Source organism: Nostoc edaphicum CCNP1411 (assembly GCF_014023275.1).
Classification (GTDB): Bacteria; Cyanobacteriota; Cyanobacteriia; order Cyanobacteriales; family Nostocaceae; genus Nostoc; species Nostoc edaphicum_A.
The window spans coordinates 356,996-375,509 of the sequence record NZ_CP054698.1; the positions used below are offsets into that span (position 1 = coordinate 356,996).

Annotated in this window: 17 protein-coding genes, 2 tRNA genes and 1 pseudogene; 10 read left to right on the plus strand and 10 right to left on the minus strand. The window is 40.6% G+C overall.

Annotated features, from left to right (window positions below):
• Positions 1-22: 22 nt before the first annotated feature.
• The 5 genes and pseudogenes from HUN01_RS04275 to HUN01_RS04295 form a co-directional block, all read right to left on the minus strand.
• Positions 23-1,477 (minus strand): glutamyl-tRNA reductase, encoded by a 1,455-nt coding sequence (locus tag HUN01_RS04275; protein ID WP_181930231.1) that lies wholly within the window; start codon positions 1,475-1,477, stop codon positions 23-25.
• A gap of 154 nt (positions 1,478-1,631) precedes the next feature.
• On the minus strand, positions 1,632-3,083 hold the full coding sequence (locus HUN01_RS04280; RefSeq protein ID WP_181930232.1) for an FAD-binding protein: 1,452 nt from the start codon (positions 3,081-3,083) through the stop codon (positions 1,632-1,634).
• A gap of 5 nt (positions 3,084-3,088) precedes the next feature.
• Positions 3,089-3,742 carry an L-2-amino-thiazoline-4-carboxylic acid hydrolase gene (locus tag HUN01_RS04285; protein WP_238845964.1) on the minus strand — a complete coding sequence of 218 codons (654 nt, stop codon included), beginning with the start codon at positions 3,740-3,742 and terminating at the stop codon, positions 3,089-3,091.
• A gap of 918 nt (positions 3,743-4,660) precedes the next feature.
• Positions 4,661-5,665 carry an oxygen-dependent coproporphyrinogen oxidase gene (gene hemF / locus HUN01_RS04290; protein WP_181930233.1) on the minus strand — a complete coding sequence of 335 codons (1,005 nt, stop codon included), beginning with the start codon at positions 5,663-5,665 and terminating at the stop codon, positions 4,661-4,663.
• An 844-nt stretch (positions 5,666-6,509) separates the two neighbouring features.
• Positions 6,510-7,002, minus strand: a pseudogene (locus tag HUN01_RS04295) (ISAzo13-like element transposase-related protein); the annotation flags it as partial.
• Between the two features lie 376 nt (positions 7,003-7,378).
• On the opposite strand from HUN01_RS04295, the gene HUN01_RS04300 reads away from it, so the two are divergent.
• The 4 genes from HUN01_RS04300 (at position 7,379) to HUN01_RS04315 (ending at position 10,135) form a co-directional block, all read left to right on the plus strand.
• Positions 7,379-7,630 (plus strand): hypothetical protein, encoded by a 252-nt coding sequence (locus HUN01_RS04300; protein ID WP_181930234.1) that lies wholly within the window; start codon positions 7,379-7,381, stop codon positions 7,628-7,630.
• Complete coding sequence (locus tag HUN01_RS04305) at positions 7,627-8,460, plus strand: hypothetical protein (RefSeq protein WP_181930235.1); 834 nt, start codon at positions 7,627-7,629, stop codon at positions 8,458-8,460. Before HUN01_RS04300 ends, HUN01_RS04305 begins: the two co-directional genes overlap by 4 nt.
• 182 nt (positions 8,461-8,642) lie before the next feature.
• Positions 8,643-8,825, plus strand: a complete 183-nt coding sequence (locus HUN01_RS04310) for a hypothetical protein (protein ID WP_181930236.1) — start codon at positions 8,643-8,645, stop codon at positions 8,823-8,825.
• 464 nt (positions 8,826-9,289) lie between these two features.
• A complete protein-coding gene (locus tag HUN01_RS04315; RefSeq protein ID WP_181930237.1) occupies positions 9,290-10,135 on the plus strand; it encodes a DNA/RNA non-specific endonuclease in 846 nt (281 codons plus the stop codon).
• A gap of 178 nt (positions 10,136-10,313) precedes the next feature.
• On the opposite strand, the gene HUN01_RS04320 is transcribed toward HUN01_RS04315, so the two are convergent.
• On the minus strand, positions 10,314-10,715 hold the full coding sequence (locus HUN01_RS04320) for a nuclease A inhibitor family protein (protein ID WP_181930238.1): 402 nt from the start codon (positions 10,713-10,715) through the stop codon (positions 10,314-10,316).
• Between the two features lie 323 nt (positions 10,716-11,038).
• On the opposite strand from HUN01_RS04320, the gene HUN01_RS04325 reads away from it, so the two are divergent.
• Complete coding sequence (locus HUN01_RS04325) at positions 11,039-11,236, plus strand: DUF2795 domain-containing protein (RefSeq protein WP_181930239.1); 198 nt, start codon at positions 11,039-11,041, stop codon at positions 11,234-11,236.
• On the opposite strand, the gene moaC is transcribed toward HUN01_RS04325, so the two are convergent.
• Positions 11,217-11,747, minus strand: coding sequence for a cyclic pyranopterin monophosphate synthase MoaC (moaC, locus tag HUN01_RS04330; protein ID WP_181930240.1), 531 nt, complete (start codon positions 11,745-11,747; stop codon positions 11,217-11,219). The two genes, HUN01_RS04325 and moaC, sit on opposite strands and share 20 nt — an antisense overlap.
• A 34-nt stretch (positions 11,748-11,781) precedes the next feature.
• Between moaC and HUN01_RS04335 the strand changes: the two genes are divergently transcribed.
• Positions 11,782-11,855: transfer RNA gene (locus tag HUN01_RS04335), tRNA-Arg, on the plus strand.
• A gap of 38 nt (positions 11,856-11,893) precedes the next feature.
• Here the strand turns inward: HUN01_RS04335 and HUN01_RS04340 are convergent.
• The 3 genes from HUN01_RS04340 to HUN01_RS04350 form a co-directional block, all read right to left on the minus strand.
• Positions 11,894-13,147, minus strand: coding sequence for an MFS transporter (locus tag HUN01_RS04340; protein WP_181930241.1), 1,254 nt, complete (start codon positions 13,145-13,147; stop codon positions 11,894-11,896).
• A 354-nt stretch (positions 13,148-13,501) separates the two neighbouring features.
• Positions 13,502-14,515, minus strand: coding sequence for a glycosyltransferase family 2 protein (locus HUN01_RS04345; RefSeq protein ID WP_181930242.1), 1,014 nt, complete (start codon positions 14,513-14,515; stop codon positions 13,502-13,504).
• Between the two features lie 14 nt (positions 14,516-14,529).
• Positions 14,530-15,258, minus strand: coding sequence for a C40 family peptidase (locus HUN01_RS04350; protein WP_181930243.1), 729 nt, complete (start codon positions 15,256-15,258; stop codon positions 14,530-14,532).
• Positions 15,259-15,267: 9 nt separating this feature from the next.
• On the opposite strand from HUN01_RS04350, the gene HUN01_RS04355 reads away from it, so the two are divergent.
• The 4 genes from HUN01_RS04355 to HUN01_RS04365 all read left to right on the plus strand — a co-directional run bounded on the left by HUN01_RS04355 (position 15,268) and on the right by HUN01_RS04365 (position 18,455).
• The gene (locus HUN01_RS04355; RefSeq protein WP_181930244.1) at positions 15,268-16,200 is read left to right on the plus strand and encodes a serine hydrolase; all 933 of its coding nucleotides are present in this window, start codon (positions 15,268-15,270) and stop codon (positions 16,198-16,200) included.
• A gap of 346 nt (positions 16,201-16,546) precedes the next feature.
• Positions 16,547-16,672: a hypothetical protein gene (locus HUN01_RS35955; RefSeq protein ID WP_257798104.1), complete on the plus strand. Its 126-nt coding sequence runs from the start codon at positions 16,547-16,549 to the stop codon at positions 16,670-16,672.
• An 83-nt stretch (positions 16,673-16,755) separates the two neighbouring features.
• A tRNA-Ser gene (locus tag HUN01_RS04360) sits at positions 16,756-16,840 on the plus strand.
• Between the two features lie 433 nt (positions 16,841-17,273).
• Positions 17,274-18,455: a CapA family protein gene (locus HUN01_RS04365; protein ID WP_181930245.1), complete on the plus strand. Its 1,182-nt coding sequence runs from the start codon at positions 17,274-17,276 to the stop codon at positions 18,453-18,455.
• Positions 18,456-18,514: the final 59 nt, after the last annotated feature.

An 18,514-nucleotide genomic window follows, 5' to 3' on the forward strand; every position in this document is an offset into this window, starting at 1 on the left:
CTATTAAGAATCATGGATTTTCTTAAGTTACGCTTTGAGCAATAACTTCTTCAACTTTTGCATGGACTTCAATACTTTCAAGTCTCATTTGAGCAACTTGGAAATGTTCCCGGTTCAGTTGAGCAAGATTGATGTTTTTTGCTGCTATCTCTACGGTACTTATTGATAAGGAGGATGTTTCGGCAACAAAATTAGATCGCACCTCTCCTGTCTCTAGATTAAACAACTCTTGCAGAACTTGGAGGACAAGGCGTTGAGCTTCTACATCTCGCTGCGTCCGCAGTTGCACCATCGGTTCGTGGAGAATTTTGTTGATAATCCTTTGAGTTAAGGCTTCAACGGCTTCTTGATGTTTTTTAGCAAAATCAGACCCCATACGGGACAAAGCTTTTTCTAACTCTTGTTCGCGAATTTTTTCGAGTTTGTCCCGTAAACAGCTAATAATGGAAACGGTTTCTCGCGATCGCAACCAAGTCTGAAATGCCTCTAAATCCTCTTGGATTAATACTTGCGCCTCTATTGCCATTTGCCGACGACTTTCTTGATTCTGGGCAACGACGGTTTTTAAATCATCAACATTAAACACTTGCACGTGAGGTAACTCATTAACGTCCGCATCAACGTTACGAGGCACTGAAATATCAAACAGCATCAAAGGCTGTTCGGGTTGCAATGCAGCTTTGAGTTTGGCTTTATCGAGTAAGGGTTCAACTGAAGCAGTGCTGGTAAAGACCAAATCCGCAGCTGCCACTAATGACATCAACTCAGCGAGGGGATAATATTGCACTCCAGCATCACTAAATTGATTCGCCAATTCCTCAGCTCGTTCAATGGAACGATTGACAATTGAAATTTGGGTTGCGCCTTTAGAGATTAGATGTTGCACCAGTCGCCGAGCCATGTTGCCAGCGCCGACAATTGTCACTCGGCAAGCCGATAACTTCTCTACTTTGATTTGGGCTAATTCTACTGCCGCAGAGCTAACCGAAACCGCACCCGTACCGATTGAGGTTTGGGTTCTAACCCGCTTTGCAGTGGTAACGGCTTGCTTGAACAACTGATTGAGGATGCGTTCGCCCTGATTGTATTGCTGAACCAGTTGGAAGGTGTGTTTGACTTGAGCTAGAATTTGTCCTTCTCCCAACACCAAGCTATCCAAACCGGAAGCAACTTGCATCAAATGCTTAACAGCATCTTGCTGTAGCAGAGTAAACAAGTATTGATGCAAGTCTGCAAAAGGCAGTTTACTGTACTCGCAAAGAAACTCCGTCACCTCTTGAGCTGCCCGATCTATCTTGTTTACAATTACGTAAATTTCTAAACGATTGCAAGTGCTAAGAATGGCAGCTTCTTCAATGTGAGAGTATTTACACAGCTGGGCGATCGCGTTTTCAATTCGTTCTTCTGGAATACTCAGTTTTTCCCGAATTTCAACCGGAGCTGTTTTGTGACTAAGACCTACAAGTGCGATATTCATGTTTCCTCTTTTGAAGTTTGTCTTCTTCTAGAGCCTCGGTCAAGTAATATGGATTGACATTTTTCTTTTCCCAGAGTGACAGAAGCTGTTCATGAGCGATCGCCCACTATGGATGAAAGAAACCATTCTGTTTTCAAGATGATTGAGAAGTGACTTATACTGCGATCGCAGACTTAGTAGCAACATTCTCAACGAATCGCACGTTTTCCTGTGGTGCAATCGCCGGATGGGCAATCTGTTCGTACTCAAAAAAGCCAGAGTTAAATATTCCTTTGGGATCGTACTTACTTTTGATTTGATTAACTTTTGGCCAGTAATCGCCAAATTGGCTTTGCCACTGTTGAATAGTAAAATCTATCCAGCAAGTTAGATATCTTTTTCCGCCCATCTCTAAACTTAGGTTACTAAGCTTTTTCAATTCAGCTAAGATGGGTTGAACTTGCGATTTCGGAATGCTGGGATAAATTCCAAAACCAATAATCAGTTCTTCCTCTTGCGGTAAACGAAACATCGGCATCTTGTTATTGCGATTTACCAAGCAAAAGCAGCCCATTTGCGCTTTACTAATATCAAGAAAAGAAGGCAACTGTTTGAGAGCCGTTTCGATGTAATTTTTAGCCGATGATGCGGGAAGAAAAACATCCATCCAAGGGTGAGCGATATCCTTGCTATCTACTTGAATCATCGGTTCGATGAATTGTGCAAATCCCAGGTCTTCAGTATGGATATGACGGTAAAAATTTAAGCCAGCAAGGATTTCTTTGTCATCAATAGCTTCAATAGAATTTGCTTCAACAGTAATCCGCAACGTGTAAAACCATTGAATCAAAGGTTGCATTATTCCTGTTGCTCTGGATACTCCTTGCAAACAGGGAACTGGGAAAGATACGAGATGATCGACCCTTTGTTCGGTTACTAAAACCCGTTTGTCATCTAAAAGAGCATCTAGGTTGTCATAGAACAACAAATATGTGCGAGTTTGGGAAGGGTAAACTTTGAGTTTGTGCTGAACTTGGGTAATAATTCCAAACTGACCGTAACCGCAAAGTACGTGATTAAAAAGTTCGCTGTTTTCTTCAGGCGAACACCAGAGAATATCACCTTCTGCGGTTACGACTTCTACACCAAGACAATTATCAGCTTGATTTCCGTAGCGAAAAGAGGCTGCACCTATACCACCCGCAGAATGAGTTCCTCCGACAGAAACACCAAAATAATTGGTTAATACGGGAGGAACTAAACCATCAGGAATACAAGCATCGATTACTTGATTCCAAGAAGTCCCCGCATCAGCTTTAAACCAGAGTTGGTCTTTTTGGATCTCTCGAATTTTATCGAGATTCCTCATATTTAAAACGATTCCATCTTCGTTTAAAGACTGACCGCCTAACGAATGTCCCGCAGCGCGTGAAGAAACTACTAATCCTTTTTGAGCGGCATATTTAACAGTTTGGGCAATATCGTTAGCGTTTTGAGGAGTGACAACAACTTGGGGAGACTTTTGAAATATACCACCAAAATCTTCGGAAACTTCTGTCAAAATTTCTGAAGCGTTGCTGACTTCACCTGCAATCAAATGCTTGAGGTCTTGAACAATACCATTCATAAAAGTTACGATCCTTTAGAAAGAGACGTTTTTAAAAGATTCATCCCAATCTGCAAGATTTTAGGAGTCAAGCGAATCAAATCGAGAATATGAGAGAACAAGCTCGGTGTTTTTTGTGGCTTTACTTCTACCCCTTTGGCAGGTCTTTCATACTTGAACATACAAACGCAATCACCATCTGCCTGCTTGCTAATAATTGCGGCTTTCATCCCAGGAAATGCTCTCCTGGTTGCTTCTTGTTCCATCTCGCAAATAACTCGGCAAGGGCTTTCAAGTCCATATTCTTTGGCAATTGAAAGAACTGGGCAAACTCGTTGAATTTCTAGTGCAGCATCTTTTCCTTCTTGGGAAATATCTACGACTTGCATTTTGAAGCCCATGATCCGAAAGATCGGAATTGCATCGGTAAAGCCTTTGGCTATGGTGGTATTGTCAATGAAAGCACCCATGAACGCTTTTTGATGAGCAGGGTAGGCTAACATCATTTGTTCAAAAGCTGCATGTTCTCCAATTTCATCTGCCAGCTTTTTGTAGGCTGCAAATCGATTCCTAAACATACTCACTGCTTTGGAGGAATCCATTTGCATCACATCGTTCATGGTAATGTCGCCAATACCTGTAACGTTATCCATTGCCAGTTCTCCGTGTTTTTTATTCATTTGAATGACTTAGAAAAGCGAGCTAATCAATGGCTGATTACTGCTAAATTTCAGACAGCGATCGCCAGAAACTTTTTTGCTCCTATAATCCTACGATTGACAACATAAGCTAATCGTCATTCATTTTTCCAGAATGATTCGCTTGTAGTAAGGGCTTCATCCCTGCTTTTATGCAACTTAAATGCCGATTAGCTTAAACAGCAATTTGTCTCCTGACTAATTCAGGGCTAGCATGTCCTTGGTGATTCAGGACTAGTATGAATTGAACTCCATAAGTATAGTAAAATTATCGTCAACGTTAGGTATCTGCTAACAAACATACACAGGAATACAATGTCAACTTCTTGCAGTTGCTTGATGGAGAGATGACTCAACCATTGAACCTGGAAAAACTTGCTAATTTCAGTTTTGAAATTGGCGAATTCAGTTGAGTTATACCAGCGAAATAATTTGTTAATTTTTAGCAAAATACTTGTCGGCAATTTTTCCATAAACACCTTGTTACTTCCGATTTAGAGGCTATCTCTAAAGAAATATAAAGAGTAAAAAGTAGGCGCTTATAATACCATTTAACTCAATTCTTGATACAAATTACTTTTCTTACTTTCCCTGGCTCAAGAGCCTGCCCTACTCAAGAACAGGCTGCCATCTGTATCAATCTTTAGGTGAAACGGTATTAGCCCTCTTTTTATCACTTTGGGAGAACTAAATCAATGAAATTTTTTCAGAGCTTTAATCTCCAGGTTTTGGTTACAAATTTTAGTTCCTGTTAGAAAATAAACACTCAAAGCTTGACTCGATCAAAGTTTCGGAATCTTGCTTCGATTATTGTTTTCCGAGAGTAACAAAACAGGGTTAGGATTTGGGTAGCCAACATTTTTGATCAGCTGCTGTTTTCAAATCTGCTCTTGACCGTCTTTACACCCATTCCTGGGGATTTCTCAGTACCTCTAGAAGCTTTGCTTCTTGACTATCAGCCGTGGGTTGGTCATTATAGTTCCAAAAAGCTTCTCCAGGCATACAATTAAGAACACTTTGTGTACTCACAATGCCGCTTTCCAATCCGAATCGAACACCTCTATCATGCAGTAGAATAAATTCGGCATAACGTCCGCGTCTGATCCGCTGCCAATATTTCTCCTGTTCCGTAAACTCCATATCCTTACGTTGTTTGACAATCGGAAAATAAGCAGGGATGAAAGCTTCAGAACAAGTTTTTACGAAGGAAAGTAAAGTTTCGACATCGGAATGTTGTAAATTGTCAAAGAAAATTCCACCTACACCTCTACACTCACTGCGATGAGGAAGATAAAAGTATTCATCACACCACTTTTTCAAGCGTGGATAGAGTTCTGGATCGTGCTGATCGCAAGCTGCTTTATGTACTTGATGAAAATGAACTGCATCTTCTTCAAATAAGTAAATTGGTGTTAAATCACCTCCACCGCCAAACCACCAAGAACCAGGTTCAGTGCCATCACCCAATTGAAAGTAGCGATAGTTAACGTGTGCTGTCGGTATCATTGGATTAGATCCATTAATGACAACACTGGTACTCGTAGCGAAGAAAGAAGTACCTTTTTGATCTGGCGTTATAGTTGTTGGGTCTGCCATCACAACATCCGATCCTCGGAAAGTCACACCAGGAGGTAACTCACCCTGCATCGATACGTAGTTGATACCTACTTTTTCAAATACATTCCCGTTCCGCAGCGACTTGTCGATATATATAGCACCATTACTGTTTTCACCTTGTACCCATTGGCCTCTTTCATCTCTTGTCCAGCGTTGTTCGTCAAGTTTACTTCCATCTATTTCCTCAATAGATTGGCAAACATTATCGAACATATCTAGCAAAAAACTTTCAACTCTATTACTAATTGGTGGTTGCTTGACTGCTGGATTTTCAAGAATTTGAACCATGACAACTGACCTCGTAGTGACTAAATAGTTATTTGCAAAAAAGGAATTTTGGAATCTAGAAAAATTGGAAGTTGCTTCTCAACCTTTCATCTTGAGGTTTCATTGATTAAGTATGTTTGCTTTGTAGCAAAAGTCTGGGAAGGAAAGAGCTAGAATTTCGCGTTAATTACTTTTGGTTTTCGCGTTACCTAAGTCCTTTCGCTATCTATCTTTTTACTTTAGTCAGGTTTTTACTAGTGAAGATATAGAATTTTAGGAAAATTATAAAGAAAATATTAAAAACGCAACTACCTAGTTTGGAGAAGAAAAATAGGATAACTTCAATAGCTATAACCAGTCACACTTCAAATCAGTGTTTTACATTATTTTGACTTAACTAAAAAATAAGTTATTTTTAGCTAATATTTAACTTAAACATAATCAATATCTCAGTCTTTAGATAGAAGACAGACTATTATTGTAAATTTTTGGTGTTTGTACTATTTTTTTAGCTTTTTCAATATTCGATGCTTCCAGAAAATAAAATATACGTTTACTGAAATGATAATCATTTTTGTAAACGAAAAATATGCAAGATAAATATCTGCACTCAAGAGCAACTTAGGAGCAACCGCACAAGCGACGCACCACCTACTACGAATGAAATAAACACTTCCTTTCCCTACTCTCCATATTTATTGAAAGTGCAGTAGGACATGGCTTTTTTAGTTAAATGCATCCATAAAGGAAGTTTGACTGACTAACTTGACAACTGGATACTTATCATACCCAGTCATAGTTTTAGCAAAATATAATGCTGTTGAAACCCCATCAAAAATATTTTTATTCTAATGATTCTCTAAAATTCAGTTTCGGGTATTTTTTTGAGGTTTAATTTTGGCAATCGGTTTGAGGCAATACCCTAAATTATTTAACTTTACACGAATTGTTTCCGAAGTTGGTAATTCTTCATCATTATAACCAAACTTATCAATTAATTGCTGTCTCACTTCATTAGCAGAAAGAGGTGTATACAGTCTTTGGCTTTTACAACTTGGGTCTATTTGGCTTTGTAAATCGACAATTTTTTTGATATCTTCTAAAAGATTTGGCAGTTTTGCTTCTGCTTTACAACGCCCTCTACTCCGATAATTATCTACACAAGTGATATTAGTGGTTAATTCTTTAATTCCTTTACTAATAGTTACACGATTCCATCCTAACTCTCGCTCCGCTAGAGACTGTCCCCCGTGTCCTAATGCCACAACTGTTTGTGCTATAAATTTACGTTTGTCCGCACCTTTTAATTGCTGTGCGGTTTCCTTCAACAACTTTTTCAGTGAATCCGTTAATTGTATTGACACCTCTATCTACCCAAAAATTAAATCATCATTAATTTACTACAAAAAGGGGAGGGAGAGGCTAAGAACGGCAATCTCTCTCGTCCTTACATAATGATTATCATTGTTATAATTGTATATTTTATTTTCTGGCGTCTCTCTAAAATACATGTAGTGTTGTCACTACTAAATAACTTTTTTCTTAACTTCACTAGTCTTTACTGGTGAAATTTTTTAGAAAACTTACCCTAGATCACAAAGGACTTTTGAACTTTCGTTTTTTTTAACCTGGATGTATAAGGAGGAGCAAGAGTCATATACGGTGATTAAAGGTAGTATGCCGAAAGCGCTTAAGTTTCGGTTTAAAGCGCTCTGTGCACAATATGGATTAAAGATGAGTGAAGTCTTGGAAGTATTAATCAGCGAATGGGTAAAGGCTGATGGCCCAACTTCTTCTTTCATGACTAACACCTTAGATGAAGACCGAGACAGTATCACTCATATCAAGGCATACATTCCCTCCTCCCTGAAGATACAATTTAAAGTTCTTTGTGCTCAAAGAGAGGTTATGCAACGCTTTATCCTCCACAACCTTATTCGTGAATGGGTAGAAACAACCCATGAAAATGAAAGAAACTTGCCATGAATCTATTATTTCGTTCAACTAACATCGACAAACCCAACAAAAGTAGCCAATTAAGTCTAAAGAGTAGTAATCCCTTTATCCAACTGATATTTAACAGGGACACTATATCTGAGACTCGCAAGCTTCTAGATAGAGCTATAGTATCTGCTGCCAAAGATACATTACCCAACTGCAAGCCACCTGCCTTAACTCCCTCCCATTGGATCTGGCAACTTGCCGCTTCCTACCATTTAACTCACTATACTGCGCTATTAATGGAACAAGCCGCTGGGCGCTTTGCTGTATTGGGACGCTGGAGTTTAGCACAGTGGGCAGCACAGAAAGCTCGTGAAGAACAAGGTCACGATCGCCTCGCCTTGCTTGATATTCAATCGATGGGATATGATGCCGAAGCTGTAGTCAAAGCACTCCTCCCTCCGACTGCTATGGCTTTGCTGAGTTTCTTCACTCAGAGCGTACAAGCAGCAGATCCAATTGGTTGCGTTGGGTATTGCTATACAATGGAACGTCTAGCAATGAATATCAAAGCAGAGCATATCCAACAGGTAGAAGCGATACTACCACCTAATACTTATGCTACTCGCTGCCTGCGAATGCACAGTAGTTTAGGTAGTGACGTAAAGCACGTGGATGAGACAGTTCAAATAGTGGCAGCACTAACTTCAGAGGAGCGCACTAACATAACTGTCGCCTGCTATGAAACTGCACTGTTGTACTTCAACTCGCTTAAGGAGAAGTATATATCAGAAGTGGAATTACAGCAGCTATTGAATCAGTTGAGGTTAGATCCTTGTAGTCAGAATAATTCTATTCCTCAATATATTTCCTAGTGCAGAGAGCGCTGAACAATGATTAATTTGTTGGCGTTGCAGAGAAAGCGGAATGATTTAGCAAATTGTAAAATCTCTCCGTCTGCTTACCCTGTACAAGAACTTTCATCCACTTGTTGTGGAACGCCAATTTGTTTAACCAATTCTTAATCACATACTTGAAACAACCTGAGGAAAATACAATGAACGTCGCAATTACAAGCATTGGACAGCAACTTTTCGGCTGGAAATCTTTCGGTTACTTCTTGAAGCACAACTTCGAGACTTGGTTTCAAGTTCCGAATGACGACGAAATTGAACTGGAAGACTTTTTGAAAGATCAATTCGACCAAGGACTATTTTTTAATATTCCTTCCTCTTTCTAAGCTCTCGTGAGAGGTTAAGATAAAGCGTATTTTGTCAATCAGTCAAAATACTCTCTAGGCCTCAGTAGAGCGAAAATAGCGATCGCTTGGGCGCGGGCACTCCGCGCCATCACTCAATTATTAAAGCAAATAATAAGTATCTAGGCATAAATAAATTTAAAGTTTGTAGTAAGGACTTTAGTCCTGATAATCCTTGCTCTGAGCGATAAATCGCTCACTACAAACTAGGAGTTTATTTTATATTTAATTATGTCTACCTACTTATATAAGTTTTTCATCTTATTTAGTTGATTATCTGAAATTAGATAATCAACTAAATGATTACTAGATGTTAACGCAATGTTTACAGCTTTTTAACCTCTCTTTATACAACCATAGCTATATTGCGATTGGTAAGTTTTACTGAATTTCTGTAACTTTAGCAGAAACAATTGTAGTTTGTTTAGACAAATAAATAGTAACAAATGAAGAAGTCTGATTTTCTCAGGGCTATTCTAACTATTGCTGTACCAACAGCAATATCTTTCACTCTGATTAATTATCTACAAAAGCCACTAACAGCCCAAACCTCAAGTGTTCATCTAAGAATGGGCAATCCTAGTAATGCTGGCAGTAGTTACAGTAATCTTTTGTTGAGCAAATCTCAATATGCAGTTTCTCACAATTGCTATAGAGGGACACCAAATTGGGTAAGTTGGCAGCTAAACACATCATGGCTAGGAAGCGCACCTCGCCAAGATGATTTTCGTGCAGATACTACATTACCTTCAAGCTGCTACCGAGTCACTTCTTCCGATTACACTGGTAGCGGTTTTGACAGGGGACACATGACTGCTTCAGCAGATAGGACAAATACAGTTACCAATAACTCTGCTACTTTTTTAATGACGAATATAATTCCTCAGTCACCTGATAATAATCAGGGGCCTTGGGCTGCACTAGAAAACTATTCTAGAGACTTAGTAAACCAGGGGAAAGAACTCTATATTATTTCGGGTTCCTATGGCACTGGTGGAACTGGGTCGAATGGAACAAGAAACACAATTGCTAATGGTAACGTTACAGTTCCGAACAGAACATGGAAGGTTATTGTAGTATTAAATTCATCAAATTCTAATGCTAGCAACGTCACTACTAACACAAGAGTAATTGCAGTGAATATGCCTAATTCGCAGGGAATTAGAAATAATAGCTGGAGAAACTACAGAGTTAGTGTTGATTCCATTGAAACAAACACTGGTTACAATTTGCTCTCTAATGTTTCTTCGTCTGTTCAAAGTGTAATTGAGTCTAGAGTTGACAATTTGTAAGGATACTTACTTCACTTAAAACTTGAAACCTGTCTGTAATTCAATACGCTTCGGTTAAGGGCTAATTGTACAAAAATGTGGGTTTTCGAGACGCGATAAATCGCCGTCTCTACAAGTATTTTGGTATTATCTGAACTGTATTGGTCTATAAATTATAGACAGGCTGATGTTTGATTAGTTAGGTTTCTACAACTTTTGTCGAAATTCCGCCTAAATCTTTATCTGGAATTTTACCAACAATATAGATATCAATACTTATCGTACCTATGCGATAAACTTTGAGATTAGTGAGGTGATCTCTTAGTGTTTTGACAAGTGTTTTAAACTTTGGCACATTTTGTTTTTGTATTTCATCGTGCCATTCTTTTTCTTGGGCACAGTTCCGAAAAAAATAATCTAGTTCTACTTCTTCAACTGATGTTTCTTGAGGATGTCCTGTTAACTGGAGAAGTTTTTGAGCGGTCATTGGTTCTTGCGCTTGATTAGACCACAAAAAAGCTTCAAAAGGATACTCTGATTCACTTATCATTAACAAACCATCGGAGGCTTGTTTAAGTTTTTCCGTAATCTCGTTAGTCATAAAATTTATTTATGGTTATGAGCATTGATTTTTGAGTTTGCCAATCAGAGAATTAAGATTAATTTGGGTAGGCAAACCTTGAGGAAGATTTCCAGAATTATATCCTCTGTCTTTCAATCGTTGAATAAAAAATTACCTATTTCTCCTCTGCTCCCTGCTCCCTACCTCTTTTCAATGCCCTATGCCCCATTCCCCATACATGATTCATCAACCTAGTGGATGAGCTTTTAATCTTTCTCAGTTAAAAATGATTCATCTTTTTGATAGAGGGAGCAAATATATCCACTTGTGAACATGGAAAGAACCTTTAGAGGTGGATAAAAATGGCTAAGGCAAATCCAGTTGAAATACAAAAACACTTGAAAGGTGTTGACTATCCCGCGAATAAGAAAGAATTGACTAAGCACGCTAAAAAGCAAGGAGCAGATAAAGAAATTCTCTCTCTGTTAGAGAAACTGCCAGATGATGAGGAATTTGATAGCCCAGCCGATCTCAATAAAGCTATAGGTGAGATAATCTAGGTTCTTGCTCTGGCGGGGAATAATCTCCTGATTTCCCGCCACTCTTACTGATTAAATGAATTGATTCAATTTGAATCGATTTTTCTAAAGCTTTTGCCATATCGTATAAAGTCAAGGCAGCGACAGAAACGGCGGTTAAGGCTTCCATTTCTACACCAGTTTCAGCTTTAGTTTTGACTGTGGCTTGAATTTGATAACCAGGTAGTTGCGGGTCGGGTATAATTTCGACTGCGATTTTTTGCAAAGGTAAGGGATGACACAGAGGAATTAAAGTGGCTGTTTGTTTAGCTGCCATAATCCCAGCCAATCTTGCAGTTGCCAAAACATCACCTTTTGGCAGATTTCCAGCTTGAATGGCAGCGAAGGTGGCTGGCAGCATCCGCACATTAGCAGCGGCTACTGCTTGGCGAATCGTAGGTGCTTTATCAGACACATCTACCATCTGTGCCTGTCCGTGGTGATCTAGATGGGTTAAGCTGGCAAAATTAGATGGAAAATTATCTTGCGTCATTTAGTTAGAACGTGTTAATATAGATTGTCGGTGAGGGCGTGTAGCTCAGTGGACTAGAGCACGTGGCTACGGACCACGGTGTCGGGGGTTCGAATCCCTCCTCGCCCGTTTTTGAAGGCTAAGAGTTAAAAGTTAGGAGTGAAGAGTTAAAATTCTTCACTCCTAACTTTTAGGTTATTCAATGAGTAGGCATCTGGAGCGCGACCTAGTGCAAAGCGCAGGGAGTTGGATAGGTTTTTGCTCGACTGGGTGAGGAAGATGACAAGGGCTAGAGAAGTCATCACAGCACCATAGCCAAACATATCGCGGTAGCCTACAAGTTCTGCGATGGTACCCAGAAGAGGAGCAGCGATCGCAATTCCCAGGTCAAGTCCAGCTATGCATATAGCAAAAATTTTCCCCCGTTCTTGCGGAAGTGAGCGGTCTGCCATCATGGTGATCATCATCGAGATCAGTGTACCACCACCAGCACCTTCAACGATCGCAGCCAGTAAGAAAACGATCGCACTGTGAGCTTGCCACAGCAATATTAACCCCAAAACATAGCAAAAAATACCAAAGGTAATAAACAAACCACGACCTAAGCGATCGCTTGCCTTACCAGCAAACACCCTGATACTAAAACTAGAAATTGCCGCAACTGTAAAAAACAGTCCACCATTGAAGTCCACCTCAGTGGATTTTAGGAACAACGACACAAAGGTATGTACAGCACCGACGGACAAACCAACTAGCAACATAACTATAGTTGGAACTCTCACCTGTGGACTGCTCAAGGTTTGCCAAAAATTGTGATTTTCTCCCTGAGTTTGTTCCTGTGTCTGCACTGGTGGATTATTAACTTGGACAATCCCCAAGAGGGCGCAAAAACCCAATTCAGCAGATAGCAGAAATAATATCCCGTAACCACTTGTAGCTTCTAAATACCCTCCCAAGGCGGGGCCAATTGCTAAACCAAGGGGAGTTGTGAGGCTCATGTAACCAATGATTTCACCACGAGTTTCAGCCGGAGCTAAATCTGCGATTAAGGCACTGTAGCCAGTGGTAAAAGCAGCTACGCTAATGCCGTGAAAAATCCGCACCAGAATCAGTAACCCAAGTGATTGGGTTGCCAAGTAACCAAAGGGTGCGATCGCAGCTACTATCGTACCAATCAACAAGACAATTTTTCGGCCACGTTCATCGGCTAATCGTCCCAACATCGGGCGAGACAGCAATAACCCAATAGCAAAACTACCCATCACAATCCCAATTTCTTGATTGTTTGCGCCCACATGATCGATGTAAAGCGGTAGGGTTGGTAAGAGCGAAGACAAGCTCGACCAGAATAATAAACCTGCTGTAAATAAAACCAGCAGGTTGCTCCGTAGTTCGGCATCAAAGGTATTAAATGCTTTCAAGGTAGATGCAATTGAATGAGTTTTTTGTTATTTGTCATTTGTTATTTGTCATTTGTCATTTGTTATTTGTCTAGAGTCAACCAAATATTATTTAACGCCGTGTGCGACTTTCTCTCAGACCTAACCCCCAACCCCTTCCCTTGTAGGGAAGGGGAGCAAGAATCAAAGCCTCTCCCCGTTTCGGGGAGAGGTTTGGAGAGGGGTTTCAAGAATAAGTCGCACATCGCGTTATTTACTTCTAACTATTTACTAATGACCAATGACTAATGACTAATGACTAATGACCAATGACTAATGACCAATGACCAATGACCAATGACCAATGACCAATGACAAATCAATACCATTGTTACCTTAGTTAACCTTTTTTGCTACCACCTCTCGCACGCGATAGATAGGCCTTCCTTGGGATTCATGGTATGTACGCATGAGCAATTCTGCCAAAAGACCGAAGCAAAACAACTGCACTCCGGTTACTAGCAGGAGAACTGCCAAAATTAGCAAAGGACGATTGCCAATCATTTCACCTAAAGCCAATTTGACAAAAGTCAAGTAAATTCCGATCCCCGTTCCCGAAACCATTGAAATCAAGCCCAACAGTCCAAAAACGTGCATCGGGCGGGTGAGGAATTTTTTCATAAACAGAATGGTTAACAAATCCATCAATACCCGGAATGTCCGCCAAATTCCATATTTACTGCGACCAAAGCGGCGGGCGTGATGGCGCACAGGTACTTCAGTAATTCTAGCTCCTTCGATGTACGCCAAAGCGGGTAAAAATCGGTGTAGTTCCCCGTAAAGGTTCATATCTGCCAACAGTTCGGCTCGATAGGCTTTCAGCGAACAGCCATAATCATGAATATTCACGCTAGTGGTGCGGCGAATTAGCCAATTGGCTATTTTGGAAGGAAGTAACCGATTTACAGCACCATCTTGGCGTTTTTGCCGCCAACCACTGACCAAATCGTAACCTTCATCTAGCTTTGCTAATAACATGGGGATATCAGCCGGATCATTCTGGAGATCAGCATCTAAAGTGACGATCGCTTTACCGACTGCATAATAAAACCCAGCAGCCATCGCCGCAGTTTGTCCGTAGTTGCGACGCAAAATTACCACTTTTAAATTAGTACGAATTTGCGCCTCTTTCTTGAGAAATTCCCCAGAACCATCTGTAGAACCATCATCCACGCAAATAATTTCATAATTTACCTGACTAGAGGATAAAGTAGATGCGATCGCTTCTAGTAAAAGCGGCAAACTTTCCACCTCGTCATGTATCGGCAGCACCACTGAAACATCTGGGACAATTGCTGAAATAGCCCCATTTTCCTCACTTAACCCTTGATTAACCAACCCACTCCTCATATACCTGTGCGCCCTCAGCGTCTCTGTGGTTCGTAACTCTTGATAACTCTACCAGCACCTCGCAGCTGCTGATAGTACGACTGACTAACCGCATCTCCCTGTTCCGAAAGAATATCAATCCCAATCCCATCCCGTCCCTGATCTTTCCCAGAACTATGGATGTAATAACTATCGGCCAAATAAAGTCCGACATGGGTTGCTTTTTGGCTAGTTCCAAAAAATACTAGATCCCCGGCTGCTAATTCTGCAACAGTAATTGGTTTCGTGAATCCTTCCTGTTGATAGGCATCTCTAGGTAGCCAAATACCCACCGAAGCAAACGCCGCCTGCATTAACCCAGAACAGTCATAATTTGGCTCAACCGTACCACCCCAAAGATAATAATTTGATTGTTGCATCGCTTTTTGGGTAAAGGCGATGACCTCTACTAGGAGTTTTTTAATTTCAGCTTCAGAAAATGTTGCAGCCTGATAAGGTACAGTAGCAGATTGTAATGAATCCAAATCGGAAAAGGATACCCATCCCGGATAGTCATCTTCACACAAACACACCTCAATCGCTGAATTTTGATGATTTGATGTTACCCATAAATGTCGCCCAGATGCGGCTTGAGTTGCCAAGCGTGTACATTCAGGAGAATCATATAAATTCAGGTCAGCTAAACACTGATACTCCCCTGATTTTGGATTTTGGACTTCGGCTTCGCTCAGTCGAACCATTTTGGATTTTAGATTAAAGGACATTATTAGAGAATGATTTTTTTTAATAGAGACGAACAACTCGAAAATATTGGTAATGGCATTTTAGATGCAACTTGGGCAGCATTTCCGACCTTAGCCCGGAATCAAATTGCCCTGACTTGGGTTGTTTACGATCCCCCAGTGCTAGTAAATACTGGTGGAGCGCTGACTCCCAATGCTTTTTGGGATCATCCAGTTCGTGGTTTTACTTATCGCGGTGTTGAACGAATTTATCCCGCTAGTGTAGTCAAGCTATTTTACCTGGTGGCGGTAAACGAATGGCTAGAAAAAGGCATGAGTCAAACCTCCAAGGAGTTGGAGCGAGCCTTACGGGATATGATTGTTGATTCTAGTAATGATGCTACCAGCTTGGTTGTGGATATTTTGAGTGGCACTACATCAGGGCCAGAATTACCAACCGGGCCCTTTGAAACCTGGAAATATCAGCGTAATATTGTTAACCGCTATTACCAATCTTTGGGTTGGGAAGAATTGGAGACGATTAACGTCTGTCAAAAAACTTGGAGTGATGGCCCTTATGGACGGGAACGGGCGTTTGTGGGGGAGTTACTAGAAAATCGCAATATGTTGACCACAAATGCGATCGCAAGGTTACTGCATAGTATTGTAGGTGGAGTGGCGGTTTCAAGTGGGCGATCGCAAACAATGATGGCTTTACTGAAGCGTCCTCTCAACGATTTGCCCACTGACAGAGAGGAAGATCAGGTAGCAGGTTTTTTAGGCGGTGGACTCCCTAAAAATGCTCAAATTTGGTCAAAGGCAGGTTGGACAAGTCAAGTTCACCATGATGCCGCGTATATTGAATTACCAGAACAGCGCCCTTACCTCTTAGTGGTATTTACTGAAGGGAAAGCGCAGGCTAAGAGTCGGGATATTTTACCCTTTGTTTCTAAACTAGTTGCCGAAGCGATCGCTAGTTTATGACACAATACAGTTCAGTAAGCAGTCAAAATATAAAACAGGAGTCAGAATACAGAATACAGAATTCAGAATTCAGAATACTCTACTCATAAAGGGATAGAGTTTTAAGGCGAGAATATTTTAATTTTTTTCGCCCACTAAACACTCGCTTTTAACCATACTGAATTCTGACTCCTGAGTTCAGAATTCTTCTTATAAACCTAGTACTGACAAAAAAGGTAGGAGGCAAGACGCAGGGGGCAGGATGAAAGAAGTATTAATAAGAACTGTAGTTGTGCTACTGCGATCGCAGTTCCTCGAAAGTCTGGTTATCGGTGTCAGCCAGGAGTAATGTTGAAACGATTGGCAGATGCGATCGCTAATGGAAATTATGGCACAAGCGATCGCAGACATTAATCCTGAAACTATGTTACTTGCCCAATCAGGCTTTGTTCCCGAAGCGTTGCGTTACGCAAAAAAAGCGATAATGCTATGATATTATAGGGAATGCATTAACATTTCTCTCAATTCATGACATTTGAATATAAAGTAGACACTCAAATGTGTGAATAAATACCTGGAGAGGTGTCCGAGCGGTTCATGGTGACGCACTCGAAATGCGTTTTGGGGAAACCCAACGGGGGTTCGAATCCCCCCCTCTCCGTTTTAAAAAATTACTGAAAAACTAGTACACTGTGGTGGAAGTTTGCTTATCTTTAACGAGTTGCTCAAGTAGGGGCAATTCATGAATTGCCCCTACTTGTCTCTGACTTTTCAGCGCATGTGGAAAAGGTAAGGATTAACCTAACCCCCTTCCCGATGCGGGAAGGGGGAAAATTCAAAGTCTCTCTCCTTTTAGGAGAGAGATTTAGAGAGAGGTTTTCCAGATACCGTAAAAAGTCAGACTTGTCTAATTAATTGAGACGGTATCTGGATTCAAACCGTGCTGTACTGGTTCATTATTTGCAACTGAGATGAGATGATGTTTCAGTGCTTACTTAGTCAAGTATTTCCCAAAAAACACTAAAATATACACAGCCAACACAGTTTTTTGGGATAATTGGGATAAACTAATGCCATCGTGTGAGGAGTGAACGATGGTAGATCGCAGTCTGGGGCGAGTACTCTCATTTAGTTTTATCAGCATTTGTTTATATCTGGGTATTAGTATAGGAGTCATTATCCGGCTTGGACAATCACAGCGATTAAACGCTGCTACTACACCTACTGAGCCGGTGCAATTTCCATTAGCTATCCCTGAACTTACGCCATCAACAACAGAACAAAAAACCTTTCCAAATACTATTACCATCAAAGCCGTTGGAGATATTATTCCCGGCACTAATTTCCCCAACCATAGATTACCTCGTTTTCGAGATAAATTATTACCAAAATCAGTGAGAACTCACTTGCAAGGATCTGATATTTTATTTGGTAATTTTGAAAGTAGTCTAACTAATCATCCCTATACTGCCAAAGATATTAGTCGAGGCCAAGTTTTTGCCTTCCGCTCTCCACCTGCATACGCCAAGCTATTTGCTGAGGCTGGTTTTAATGTGTTCAATATGTCGAATAACCATGCAATGGACTTCGGCCCTGTAGGATTCAAAGATACAAAGAAAAATCTTGAGGCTGTAGGCATTGCAACATTAGGTCATAAAAATCAAATTCTTTATTTGGAAGCTAACAATATCCCCGTAGCGATGGTTGGGTTTTCTCCTTATGAAATGTATAATTCCATTCATAATTTAGGAGCAGCCCAAGCACTCATAGCAGAAGCCAAAAATAAAGCCAATATTGTAGTAGTCTCTATGCACGCTGGAGCCGAAGGAACGGGGGCGCTACACGTTAAGAATCAGACAGAGTTTTTTTATGGAGAAAACCGAGGTAATTCGATCAAGTTTGCTCGAAACATGATTGATGCGGGAGCAGACTTAGTACTAGGACATGGGCCTCACGTTCCGAGAGCGATGGAAATTTATAAAGGAAAAATCATTGCCTATTCTTTAGGAAACTTTTTAGGATATCGGACTTTATCTACAAATGCTCAAACAGGTGACTCAATGATTTTAGAAGTTAAACTCAACCCGGCAGGAGATTTGGTATCAAGTAAAATTATTCCTGTTCGGATGGATAGACAGGGAATCCCTCAGATTGATCAGAGTTTTCGGACTGTTAAACTTATGCGTTATTTGAATAATCAAGCTTTTCCCAAGAATCCGGTGAAGATTAATAAGAAAGGGGAAGTTGTTGTACAAAATAGGCTTGCTCCTCGCTAACCCTCTTTAAAAGAATTCGTAATTCGTAATGACGCTCCTGCGGACGCTCGATGACTCGC